General features: G+C 39.4%; 9 protein-coding genes. All 9 read left to right on the forward strand.

Annotation, left to right across the window (positions count from 1 at the left end):
* Positions 1-82: 82 nt before the first annotated feature.
* Complete coding sequence (locus tag CYK55_RS05225; protein ID WP_034688042.1) at positions 83-712, forward strand: lysozyme family protein; 630 nt, start codon at positions 83-85, stop codon at positions 710-712.
* Positions 713-826: 114 nt separating this feature from the next.
* Positions 827-1,663 carry a DUF368 domain-containing protein gene (locus CYK55_RS05230; RefSeq protein WP_404830926.1) on the forward strand — a complete coding sequence of 279 codons (837 nt, stop codon included), beginning with the start codon at positions 827-829 and terminating at the stop codon, positions 1,661-1,663.
* Positions 1,664-1,906: 243 nt separating this feature from the next.
* Positions 1,907-4,276, forward strand: a complete 2,370-nt coding sequence (locus tag CYK55_RS05235; RefSeq protein ID WP_200868956.1) for a cation-translocating P-type ATPase — start codon at positions 1,907-1,909, stop codon at positions 4,274-4,276.
* 168 nt (positions 4,277-4,444) lie between these two features.
* Entirely contained in the window at positions 4,445-6,286 is a 1,842-nt protein-coding gene (gene dnaG, locus CYK55_RS05240; protein ID WP_034688039.1) for a DNA primase, read from the forward strand.
* Positions 6,287-6,308: 22 nt separating this feature from the next.
* Positions 6,309-7,418 (forward strand): RNA polymerase sigma factor RpoD, encoded by a 1,110-nt coding sequence (gene rpoD / locus CYK55_RS05245; protein ID WP_010735787.1) that lies wholly within the window; start codon positions 6,309-6,311, stop codon positions 7,416-7,418.
* 290 nt (positions 7,419-7,708) lie between these two features.
* Positions 7,709-9,793 carry a cell division site-positioning protein MapZ family protein gene (locus CYK55_RS05250; RefSeq protein ID WP_126134023.1) on the forward strand — a complete coding sequence of 695 codons (2,085 nt, stop codon included), beginning with the start codon at positions 7,709-7,711 and terminating at the stop codon, positions 9,791-9,793.
* Between the two features lie 280 nt (positions 9,794-10,073).
* Positions 10,074-10,937, forward strand: coding sequence for a CvfB family protein (locus tag CYK55_RS05255; protein WP_034688119.1), 864 nt, complete (start codon positions 10,074-10,076; stop codon positions 10,935-10,937).
* Positions 10,938-11,041: 104 nt separating this feature from the next.
* Positions 11,042-11,515 carry a Fur family transcriptional regulator gene (locus tag CYK55_RS05260; protein WP_023519469.1) on the forward strand — a complete coding sequence of 158 codons (474 nt, stop codon included), beginning with the start codon at positions 11,042-11,044 and terminating at the stop codon, positions 11,513-11,515.
* A 96-nt stretch (positions 11,516-11,611) separates the two neighbouring features.
* Positions 11,612-12,499, forward strand: a complete 888-nt coding sequence (gene xerD, locus CYK55_RS05265; protein ID WP_034688035.1) for a site-specific tyrosine recombinase XerD — start codon at positions 11,612-11,614, stop codon at positions 12,497-12,499.
* Positions 12,500-12,502: the final 3 nt, after the last annotated feature.

A 12,502-nucleotide genomic window follows, 5' to 3' on the forward strand; every position in this document is an offset into this window, starting at 1 on the left:
AAGAAAAAACAGAGAAAAAATAGCCAAGAATGAAAAGAAATAGTAAGATAAAAAAAGATGTCAAATAGCTAGGTGGGTTTGGATGAAGGAAAAAAGAAAATCAATCTTCCGTATGATCGTAAGTCTATTTGTCTTCACGATTCTGGCAACGATTCTTTTTCTATTCGGTAGAACATATCAATCGATCAAGCGTGTAGAAAATTATCAGCCAGAGATTTCGTCAGCATTAAAAAAGTATCAAATGCAAGAACATGAGAATCTAGTGAAGGCAATCATACTTACTGAATCAAGAGGAAATGGTGTCGATTTGATGCAAAGTTCGGAAAGTGCCTATGGACAGATGGGGGCGATCACGACACAAGAAGGAAGTATTGACCAAGGAGTCAAATACCTCTCAGAGATGATAGCTGAGGCGGAAGCATTAGGTTGCGATCTGGCGACAGCGATCCAAGCGTACAATTTTGGTAAAGACTATATTGCTTACGTCAACGAAAGAGGCGGGAAGAACACGGTCGGTTTAGCCGAAGAGTATTCTAGGGATGTGTTGAGTCCGCTTTTAGGCAATGACAACAAAAAAACCTATCGCTATTGGCGAATCCAGTCATTATTGTATAATGGTGGGTATTTATACCATAATGGTGGTAATATGTTTTATGCAGATGTAGTGAAGATGAACCAACAGTTTCTTGAATGGTATGAAAATATTTTTTAAGCCTGTTGGATCGAACCAACTGCAAATCAAAGCAAGACGAATAATGAATACAATAATGAATACAATGAATGGAAAGAAGGAGTGCTTGGACGAGTGGAAGAAAATCAAAAAGTAATGGAGAAAAGAGAGAATACAACGAAAGATTGGGGATTAAGATTTTTCAAAGGAATGTTTATTGGCTCAGGATTTATCTTGCCGGGAGTGAGCGGAGGAGCTTTAGCAGCAGTATTTGGAATGTATGAGCGGCTGATTTCTTTCTTAGCACATATCACTAGAAACTTTAAAGAAAACGTCTTATTCTTTTTACCAGTCGGCTTAGGCGGTGTCACTGGCGTATTCTTGCTGTCTTTTTTAGTCAGTTTTTTACTGGGAGCCTACGAAACAACGATTTTGTGGTTCTTTGTGGGATGTATTGCTGGAACGGTGCCCGCTTTATGGAAAGAGTCAGGGAAAAAAGGCCGAAACAATACAGATCTCATTATTATGGTTGTGACATTTATTTTAGGATATCTTTTCTTGTTATATGGTGCCCGTTTATTTGATGGACAAGTAGAACAAAATGTCTATACCTGGATGATGGCAGGAGGTTTGATTGGTCTCGGAATGATCGTTCCCGGACTAAGTCCATCGAATTTTTTAGTTTACATGGGACTGTATAAAGCGATGGCTGATGGATTTAAAGAAGTGAGTTTAGAAGTGATCGTTCCTATTGCAATCGGCGGAATCGTGTGTGTACTAGGTCTTTCCAAGGTAATGGACTTTATTTTCTCCAAAGCTTATAGCAAATTATTCCATTTTATTCTAGGCATTGTTTTTGCATCTACGATCATGATCATTCCTACAAATTATAGTGGACTTGGCATTTTAGGTATCTTGGCATGTCCAGTGTTATTCATTGCTGGTGCTGCACTAGGCTGGTGGATGAGCCGTTTAGAAGAGCAGTATAAGTAAAAGAAGCACAAGAAGAAAAGTAACGTGATCGTTGTATTCAAATACCCAAGTTCTTGATAGATGGAAGAAACGATTCTCTTCTGTGATTTTTCTAGGTGAAGTATATGGCGAGATAGAAAAATAGAAAACAGATCCGCTGTTTTTTGATTTTTCTATCTTTTTTAAAATAAAAAAAACGAGTTGTTTTTAATCGTAGAAACAGCTAGACTAATTGAAGTGATTATTTTTGAAAGTTGGCGTGATATGGAAATGAAAGAATTAAAGGGACTTACAGAAAATGAAGTGAGTCAAAGACGTGCCTCTGGTCAACAGAATGATTACCAAGAGGATGCTACAAAAAGTACGAAACAAATTTTCAGCGATAATATTTTAACATTATTCAATTTTTTGAACTTAGGAATAGGACTCTGTTTATTACTAGTTGGAGCTTATTCAAACATGGCTTACTTAGCCATTATTTTTGTAAATATCACTATGGGGATCTATCAGGAAATCCATGCGCGTAATCTTGTGCGCCGATTATCAATCGTCTCACAGGCTGAGGTAACCGTCATTCGTGATGGGAAAGAACAGATGATCGCAACGAAAGAACTAGTTTTAGGCGATCTTGTAAAAATCGGTGCGGGTGAACAGATTCCCTCAGACTTGCAAGTGATCAGTGGTCGGGTAGAGGCAAATGAAGCTTTACTGACCGGTGAATCTGATTTGATCGTCAAAGAGTCAGGAGCAGAATTACTTTCAGGTAGTTACCTTACGAGTGGCTCTGTCTTTGCTACAGTTATCCGTGTTGGGGCAGATAATTATGCTGTCCGCTTGACCAACGAAGCAAAAACACACAAGGACATTCATTCGGAACTTGTGGAATCGATCCGCAAAGTGTCTAAGTTTACCAGTTTTGTGATCATTCCTTTAGGGATCATTTTATTCTTAGAAGCTTTGTTCATTCGAAATGCGTCGATCCAATTATCAGTCGTTGCTTCTGCGGCGGCCTTACTGGGAATGTTACCAAAAGGATTAGTGTTATTGATCAGTATTGCTTTGACGACTGGTGTAACTAAACTAGCGAAGAAACGAATCTTAGTCCAAGATATGTATTCTATCGAAACACTGGCACATGTAGATACATTATGTCTTGATAAAACAGGGACGATCACCGAAGGAAAAATGAGCATCCAACGAGTCGAACCCTTAAATAAAACCTATGAAAAAATGATTCCAACCATTATGGGAACATATTTAGCTGAAAGTAGCGATAATAATGTCACAATGCGTGCTTTGAGAGAGTATTTCGAGATTTCTAATCGCTACGATGTCGGAGAAAAATTAGCCTTTTCATCTGACCGCAAATGGGGCGCAATGGAATTTCCTGAACTAGGTGTAGTCTATGTTGGGGCTCCGGAACGCTTAGTGGCAGACGATCAGTTGCCGGAAAGTTTAGTGGAAGCCCAGGCCAATGGTTTTCGTGTATTGATGTTAGGACTTGCTCCCAATCAAACGTTGTCTTCAGGCAATCCTCAAGGGGTTGAACCGATTGCTTTGTTTGAAATTGATGATCCTATCCGTAAAAACGCGCAAGAAACCTTAGCTTATCTGCACGAAGAAGGGGTAGACTTGAAAGTGATTTCTGGAGACAATCCTTTTACGGTGTCAAATATTGCGCGACGTGCTGGTTTGCCCAACTATCAATCGTATGTTGATCTATCTGATTTGACAGAAGAAGCAGAAGTCAGAAAAGCTGCGCATCAATATACAGTTTTTGGGCGAGTGAGTCCGCAACAAAAGAAACTCTTAGTCAACGAACTGAAAGCAAGTGGACGAACAGTTGCAATGACTGGAGATGGGGTAAACGATGTATTGGCTTTACGTGAAGCCGATTGTAGTATTGCGATGGCAGAAGGAGACGGAGCAACACGACAAATTGCTAATCTTGTCTTGTTAGATTCTGATTTTACGACATTGCCCGAAGTATTGTTTGAGGGACGCCGAGTCGTGAATAACGTAACGAAAGTTTCAGGTATTTTCTTTATTAAAACAATCTATTCATTTATCTTATCGATTTTATGTGCAGTGACGGCTATCGGATTCCCATTTATCCCGATCCAGATCACGTTGATCGACCTTGCTATCGAAGGGTATCCATCTTTCTTCTTATCATTTGAGAATGATAAACGAAAAGTCGATTATCGCTATCTGCCTACTGCGCTAGTTAGTGCATTACCTAATGCATTGCTTGTTGCTTTCAATACTGTGGCGATCTACCTGATCGGTCATAGCCAAGGTTGGACATCTGGTGAAACAACGACATTGATGTATTATTTATTGATTGGGATCAGCTGTCTGGCAGTGATCAAAGCCTGCTTGCCATTCAATCCATTACGGATTTTCTTAGTAGTCACCACAGTGGTCGGTATTTATGTTGCTGCGATGCTTTTCCATCATATATTAGAAGTCAATCTTGGGTTAGGAAATACTTGGCCATATTTTGTTGGCTTTATGGTTTTGAATGTATTATTACGTTTAGGATATTGGAAATTAGGCATACAAAACAAATTATTGAATAAAGTAAATGCAAATAAAACTCCCCATACTCAAGTGGAAGAAAATGTCATATAATCCAGTATCTATCACTTGAAAAAGTATAGGATTATGGTACAATGAAACATGTATAATTGTGTCCTTTAAAATCGCACTGATTTTCGTTAGTGCGATTTTTTACCGGTTATTCTCCTGAAATGTCTTGTCGATGAGTATGAGATATCAACTAATGCAGGGGGTGAGAATATGGCTCAAAGGATCCCTCAAGAGACCATTGAGACGATTCGTAATCAAACGAATATCGTTGAGGTGATTGGGCAATACGTCCAGTTGAAAAAATCTGGGAAGAATTATTTAGGTCTCTGCCCTTTCCATGAAGAACGTACTCCTTCATTCTCGGTTGCGGAAGATAAGCAGATTTTCCATTGCTTTGGTTGTGGAAAAGGTGGGAATGTCTTTACGTTTCTTCAAGAATTGGAAGGTCTGTCTTTTCCAGAAGCAGTGGTCAAGGTCGCTGATTTAGAACAGATCCAACTCGAAGATCAGTGGCGACAACAAACGCTGACTACTCAAACCGGAGATTCAGCTACTGGTAAATTGATTGCGGCTCATGAAAAAGCAGTAGAAGTTTATCATCACATGTTGTTGCACACAAAAGTAGGTGAGCCAGCGTTAAATTATTTACTCGAACGTGGTCTGACCACCGAGTTGATTGAAGAGTTCAAGATCGGTTTTTCGCCAAATGAGCGATCATTTTTACAACAAGTGTTCCAAAACGAAGACTATTCTGAGGAAGTATTCAAGCAGTCCGGCTTATTTGTTACACATGATGATGGACGGATGTCGGATCGTTTTTATCAACGGATCATGTTTCCTCTTCGTAATGGTCAAGGTCGGACGATCGGGTTTTCTGGTCGTTACTTGGCTGGTGAACACGATACAAAAGATCAACCAAAATATTTGAACAGTCCTGAAACAGATTTGTTCAACAAAAGACAAGTTTTATTCAACTTAGACAAAGCACGTAGTGAGATCCGCAAGTCGGGGGAAATCTTACTATTCGAAGGATTTATGGATGTTATCGCTGCATGGCAAGCGGGTGTCAAGACTGGTTTAGCCTCCATGGGAACAAGTCTGACGACTCAACAGATCCAACAGATGGAAAAACTGACAAAAGAATTAGTATTTTGTTATGATGGCGACCGTGCGGGTGTAGAAGCTACGAACCGAGGCATCGAACTACTGCGTCAAAATAGTCGAATGCAATTATCTGTCGTAGCGATCCCAGAAAAACTCGATCCAGATGAGTACTTGAGAAAGTATGGGGAAGAGGCTTTTCAAGAATTAGTTTTACACGGACGAGAAACCATTTTTGCTTTTAAATCGCGTTATTTGAAGCAAGAAAAAAATCTGGAAAATGAAAAAGATAAAATTGAATATCTTGAAGCGGTACTAAGTGAATTGAGTAAAGTTGTTTCGCCAATCGAACAAGACATGTATCTAACACAGTTATCAGCAGAATTTCAGCTGAGTCGAGAAACGATGCAAAAACAAATACGTGATCTGCGCCGAAAGAATCAACCAACCAAGCAAGAACTCGTTCAACCAACGACAGAGCAGGTGTCCGTAAAATCCGGAACGATCAGACAAAAACGCCCACTATCTCAGGTTGAAAAAGCAGAACAAATGCTATTGTATCGAGCGTTCAAAGAGCTTGCCGTGCGTAATCTACTCAAGGAACAAGGCGTTCAATTTATTCACGATACTTATGCAGAAATCTATTTTTTATTTGATGCGTTTGTATCTCAAAATGGAGAATTCAAACTTGCGGAGTTTTTAGACTTTTTGCAAGATGAAAATTTAAGGCGGATAGTGGTCGAGATCGAATACATGCGAATGGCTGAAGAAAGTACGCCACGTGAGATCCAAGACTTACTGAGAGTGATCAGTAAATCGGGCTTAGCTGAAGAAATCATAATAAAAAAACAGATGCAGCAAGAAGCACGACGTACCGGGAACAAACAGTTAGAATTGGAATTGACGATTGAGATCATCAATTTAACGAAACAGTTAAAACAAGCCGAATAGCTACTTAAAGGGGCCTTCTTTTATGGCAAATGGAACAGATGTTAAAAAATATGAAGCAGCAGTGGCAGCGTTCATTAAAGAAAATAAACCAAAAGGGCAAGTGATTTATGATGATCTATCAAATAAACTTGCGACACCATTCACTTTAAATGCAGATGAAATGGATAAGTTGATCCAAAAAGTAGAGGACGCAGGTATCAGCGTCGTTGACGAAAATGGTGAACCATCGATCCATAGTCTGAAAAGTGCTGAGAAAAAAGCAGAACAAGCTAAAACAGAAGATCTTTCTGCACCGACAGGTGTCAAAATCAATGATCCTGTTCGGATGTACCTCAAAGAAATTGGCCGCGTCTCCCTTTTAACTGCAGAAGAAGAAGTAGCATTAGCATTGAAGATCGAAGAAGGTGACCAAGAAGCGAAACAACGCTTAGCTGAAGCTAACCTTCGTTTAGTTGTAAGTATTGCCAAAAGATATGTGGGGCGTGGGATGCAATTTTTAGATTTGATCCAAGAAGGAAATATGGGATTGATGAAAGCTGTTGAAAAATTTGACTACCGTAAAGGGTTCAAATTTTCTACCTACGCAACTTGGTGGATCCGTCAAGCGATCACACGTGCGATTGCTGACCAAGCCCGCACGATTCGTATTCCAGTGCATATGGTGGAAACCATCAATAAATTGATCCGTATCCAACGTCAATTACTACAAGACTTAGGAAGAGAACCAACGCCTGAAGAAATCGGTGCTGAAATGGATCTTCCTACAGAAAAAGTACGCGAAATTTTAAAAATCGCTCAAGAACCTGTCTCATTAGAAACACCAATCGGTGAAGAAGATGATTCACATTTAGGTGATTTTATAGAGGACCAAGAAGCAACTAGTCCTGCGGAACATGCAGCGTATGAATTATTGAAAGAACAATTAGAAGATGTCTTAGATACTTTGACAGATCGTGAAGAAAATGTTTTACGTTTGCGTTTTGGCTTAGATGATGGCCGTACACGTACGTTGGAAGAAGTAGGTAAAGTCTTCGGCGTGACTCGTGAACGTATTCGGCAAATCGAAGCAAAAGCATTAAGAAAACTTCGCCACCCATCACGCTCAAAACAATTGAAAGATTTCTTGGAATAATCAAGAAATAATTTTTTAAACAATAAAACAGATCATTTTTCTTGAATGATAGAAAACCCTCAAAGTAGGAGATCTCTCCAGCTATTGAGGGTTTGTTTTTTATCAAACAATTCAACTAGCTTTCAACAAAGGGCTGTTTAAACAAAGTAGTTCGTTACGGTCGTTATTTATTTTTTACTGAAGGACTTATTTGTTTTTTTATAAAATCCTTAGGATATCCTATTGGCGTGTGGATTAGATTATGGTAGATTTAATGGTAGCGAAAACCTAGTAAAGGAGCCGATCGCTAAGTGATAAAAAAATGTCCAAAATGTGGATCAGAAAAAATCAAAGATCAATCAAAATGTCCAGAATGTGACTTTGAACCACAACAAGTTGAACTGACACAATTACCCCAAACAGATGAAAATCAATCGTTAGACGAAACAGCTGAGGAAGTTTATCCAGACAGTATCGTGAATGATCCAATCGAGTGGTCAGAACTAAAAGATCTACCGTTGGAGTCTGTCATGGAGTTGTTTGACTCAAGTGAAACGAGCACTGAGTCAAAGGATGATCAAGTAGATAAAAAAGAAAATACCGATCTTGACAAAGAAAAAACAGATAAAGATCACTCTGCTACATCTGAGCAAAGAGAAAAAGCTCAGCAGAAAAAACGAGTAGCTGAATTAAAAGAAGCAGTAAACAATGAAGAAGAAAATTCCATTCTAGCTGCTTACATCAAGGCACATCGTGAAGATACGACTGAAGAACACGCAAAAGAGCTGCTTCGAATGATCGAAACGGCGGCAGCAACGGGTGAGGATTCAGTCGCCATTCGCTTGTCGGAAAATACAACTGAGCAAGTTTCTCCGGACAAATCTCAAGAGGATGCAACAAAAGAGCCACCAGTGGAAGAAACAACAGAAGAAACAATCATGGAAGATACTGTGGTGGAAGATTCTTCAACAAGTACAGAAGAACAAGTAGACGTAACTAAAAATATAGAAGAAACCGCCCCAGTTTCTACGGAAGAACCTATAGAGCCGACTGAACCGATCGAAGAGGAAAGTTCTGAGGTTGAGAGTACGAAAGCTGATTCAACAGATGCACCGCAAACAAAAGAAGCTCCTGAAACAACTGAACTGGTGGAAATACAGCCGGAACAGACAAAGGTTGAGGAACAAGAAGCAAGCAATGCATCCATCAAAAAAGAAGAATTGCCAAATGATCGAGGAGCAAAGAAATCCAAAAAAGGATTATACCTGACGAGTGCGGCAGTGCTTTTACTTGGTGCAGGTGGTTGGATGTATTATGATCATCAGCAAAAAGTTCAAGCAGAAATCGCTGCTGAAACCCAACGTAAACAAGAGAAAATGACTGATTTACAATCAGATTTAGCTGCGTTTTATTTAGATGATGATGAACAGTTCATTCGTACAAGTATGATCAATCAAGACTTGTCAAAATTAAGGGCATCATTGAATGAGGTCAAAGCTGAAAAAGGTTATGCAGATCTGGAAAAAACCTTTGAAGATATCCAATCAAAGATCAAACAGATCCAAAGGGTCAATGAATGGTTTGTTACACCAGTTATTGCAGATGATCAACTGATCGCAGAACCCAAATTGAAAGCGGACCAAGCAATCCAAAGTTTTGAAACAGATGATACAGCATTTGGTCAATTGATCGACAAAGCGACAAATGAAGCAACCAAACAGTATCAACAACTTCAAACAGCAAAAGAAAAAACTGCTGTGATCTATGCAGATGGTCAAGTAAAAGATTCAGCGACGAAAGAGCAGTACGACACAGCAAAAGCAGAAGTGGCGAAAGTAAAAAATACAGAATTAGTCAAAGTACTTGTGACCGAATTGGACAAAGTCGATGAAGCTTTGACGAAAAAAGAAGAAGCGAAGAAAGCCGAAGAAGCAAAGAAAGCTGAAGAAGCGAAGAAAGCCGAAGAAGCAAAGAAAGCTGAAGAAGCGAAGAAAGCCGAAGAAGCGAAACAAGCGCAAGCGCAGGCTGAAGCACAAGCACAAGCAGCTGCTCAACAAACTGAGTCGACACAAACAACGCCAGCGACTAACTCCGCAAACCGTCCAATCATGGAAACAAGAGCTAGTGATGTCGCAGATGCTTCTAATCCTGCTTGGAATTGGGCACCAGGAGTTAAAGAAAGTGTGATCGCAACAAGTATTGCACGAGGATACATCGTAGAGGGCGGCTATCGATTAGAGAAAGCTCGCATCGAAAATGGTGAAGGATACTACAACCTTTATGCGACTTCCACTAAATCATCTTTGATGAATGGTATCGATGAAAGTGCTCTACCATTTTATATTGTCACAATCAATTGTAAAACTGGTTGGTTTGGTGGAAACGGTAGTAACTAGATCAGTGGTAGTTAGCTAGAGTATAGTTCTATCAGCCTGATTTGCTATTCCTACAAAGCAAAACAACAATGGTCCAGAAGCAATTTTTCTTTCCATCATAGCATCAAAAATAGGCCATAAAATCCAAAAATATGAGGATATTTTCGGGTTTTATGGCCTATTTCAGTCGAACACTGCCGGCTCAAGCTTTTATGGAGAATCTCTATCTATAAACATGGCGTTATGTTATGATAGCAAAGAAATGTTGGAATACAAAGGCCTTTTAGAAAAGGAGAAAAAGATGAACGAATTATTAGCAAATGTCTTTACCGCAATGGTGATTGACGAAAATGAAAAAAATTATTTTGTCCAGAAAAATGGACAAACTTTCCGTTTGAGCAAAGAGGAAGGAGAGCATACGATCGGTGAAGCAGTCGAAGGGTTTGGTTATCAGAATCAAAAACAAGAAAATCGTTTTACAACGGTGATCCCGAAGAGTCGCATTGGTCATTATGCTTTTGGAACAGTTACTTCTTCAAGAAAAGATCTAGGTGTTTTTGTTGATATTGGTTTACCGGATAAAGATTTTGTTGTTTCACTGGATGAGCTACCTACAATGACTGAGTTGTGGCCCAAAAAAGGGGATCAGTTGATGATCGCTTTGCGTGTCGACGCGAAAGATCGCATTTGGGGAAGTCTAGCAGAAGAAAGAATCTTCAAATCACTAAGTAAGCATGGTTCAGAAGAATTGAAAAATAAAAACATCTCAGGAATTGCTTATCGTTTGAAGCTGACTGGCACGTATCTGCTGACGGATGATTTTTATATTGGGTTCATCCATCCTTCAGAACGTTACCGCGAACCACGTTTAGGTGAAAAATTAGAAGGACGCGTAGTTGGGACTAGACCTGATGGTGTGTTGAATGTCTCTTTGAAACCACGTGCACACGAAGCGATTTCTGATGATGCACAAATGATCTTAACGATTTTAGAACGTTCGGCAGATCAACAAATCGCATTCACTGACAAATCAGATCCAGATGAGATCATGCGTGCCTTTGGGATCAGTAAAGGGGCATTTAAGCGAGCAATTGGTAATTTATTGAAACAAGGATTGATCCAACAAGAGGATGGCGTGACGAAATTGGCAAAAAAATCTAATTGAGAATGACTTGCATGTTTTTCTCGTCTAGCTTATAATAATTTTAATCTAGAACGGTTGATTAGATATCTTAATTATAATCATTATAAATTGTTGGGGTTGAGAAAATGGGCATGAATACAATGTCAGTAATGAAAAAAACAAAACAACAGCTACATGAATCTGGGTTTAAACTGACCCCACAACGAGAAGCAACCTTGCTCGTCCTCTTAGAGAACGAAAAAGAACACTTGTCAGCAGAAGAAGTTTTCTTTCTAGTCAAAAAGAAAAACTCAGAGATCGGTTTGGCCACCGTTTATCGGACGTTGGAGATTCTAACGGATCTAAAAGTTATCGACAAAGTCAGCTTCAATGATGGTGTGGCTCGGTATGATCTGCGAAAAGAAGGAGCCAAACATTTTCATCATCATCTCCTGTGCTTAGATTGTGGAACGATCGAGGAAGTCGAAGAAGATCTGCTAAGTGAAGTTGAACAAGTGATCGAACAGCGTTACCACTTTTTTGTCAAAGATCATCGTTTGACCTTTCATGGTATTTGCCAAGAATGCTATAATAAGAAAAAAGAAAGAAAGACCGTCTGAATTGATAGACGGCTTTTTCTTTGAAGTGTCTATTGAAAAATAGACTACCGAAACCAAAGGCTATCTGATATGATAAAGAAGCATGAGGTGAGAATGATGGAAGAAGAAATCAATGAATATCTTCGCTATTTAAGTATCGAGCGTGGATTATCGTTTAATACTCGAAAAAGTTATGAACGGGACTTGAATCAATACTTGCACTATCTAAAAGAACACGAGATAACCTCTTGGCAAACAATTGATCGATTTGTCGTCATCCAATACTTAGAAACGTTGCATGCGGAAAATAAGGCTTCTGCAACGATTACACGTATGATTACAAGTTTAAGAAAATTCCATCAATTTTTGCGACAAGAACGGTATACAGAACAAGATCCAATGCAACACATCGAGACCCCGAAGAAAGCCCAAAAGTTGCCAAGTACGTTGTCTTTAAAGGAAGTAGAACGGCTGATCGAAGCACCTGATACATCGAAAAGTTTAGGGATCAGAGATCGCGCTATTTTAGAAGTCATGTATGCAACAGGGATGCGTGTGAGTGAGTTAGTCGGACTGAAGTTAGGCGATTTGCACCTGTCTTTAGGACTGGTTCAAACCTTAGGTAAAGGAGATAAGGAACGAATCATTCCTTTAGGCGATTATGCAATCCAATGGTTAGAACGTTATTTGGATGAGGTTCGTCCTTTACTAGTCAAAAATCCATCTGAAACTCACGTTTTTTTGAATCATCATGGTTCAGGTCTTTCTCGACAAGGAATATGGAAAAATTTAAAACAACTTGTTCGAGAAGCAGGGATCTACAAAGACGTGACCCCTCATACATTGAGGCATAGTTTTGCGACACATTTACTAGAGAATGGGGCGGATTTACGTACCGTTCAAGAACTATTAGGTCATGCAGATATTTCAACGACACAGATCTATACACATATCACGAAAAAAAGAATGACAGATGTCTACAAGCAGCATTTCCCAAGGGCTTAGTTT

Origin of the sequence: Enterococcus mundtii (genome assembly GCF_003957375.1) — a bacterium.
GTDB lineage: Bacteria > Bacillota > Bacilli > Lactobacillales > Enterococcaceae > Enterococcus_B > Enterococcus_B spodopteracolus.

Bases quoted from the DNA above. Each gene is read 5' to 3' on its own strand.
- CYK55_RS05225 (WP_034688042.1), top strand. From the start codon at position 83: ATGAAGGAAAAAAGAAAATCAATCTTCCGTATGATCGTAAGTCTATTT.
- CYK55_RS05230 (WP_404830926.1), top strand. From the start codon at position 827: ATGGAGAAAAGAGAGAATACAACGAAAGATTGGGGATTAAGATTTTTC.
- CYK55_RS05235 (WP_200868956.1), top strand. From the start codon at position 1,907: ATGGAAATGAAAGAATTAAAGGGACTTACAGAAAATGAAGTGAGTCAA.
- dnaG (WP_034688039.1), top strand. From the start codon at position 4,445: ATGGCTCAAAGGATCCCTCAAGAGACCATTGAGACGATTCGTAATCAA.
- rpoD (WP_010735787.1), top strand. From the start codon at position 6,309: ATGGCAAATGGAACAGATGTTAAAAAATATGAAGCAGCAGTGGCAGCG.
- CYK55_RS05255 (WP_034688119.1), top strand. From the start codon at position 10,074: ATGAACGAATTATTAGCAAATGTCTTTACCGCAATGGTGATTGACGAA.
- CYK55_RS05260 (WP_023519469.1), top strand. From the start codon at position 11,042: ATGGGCATGAATACAATGTCAGTAATGAAAAAAACAAAACAACAGCTA.
- xerD (WP_034688035.1), top strand. From the start codon at position 11,612: ATGGAAGAAGAAATCAATGAATATCTTCGCTATTTAAGTATCGAGCGT.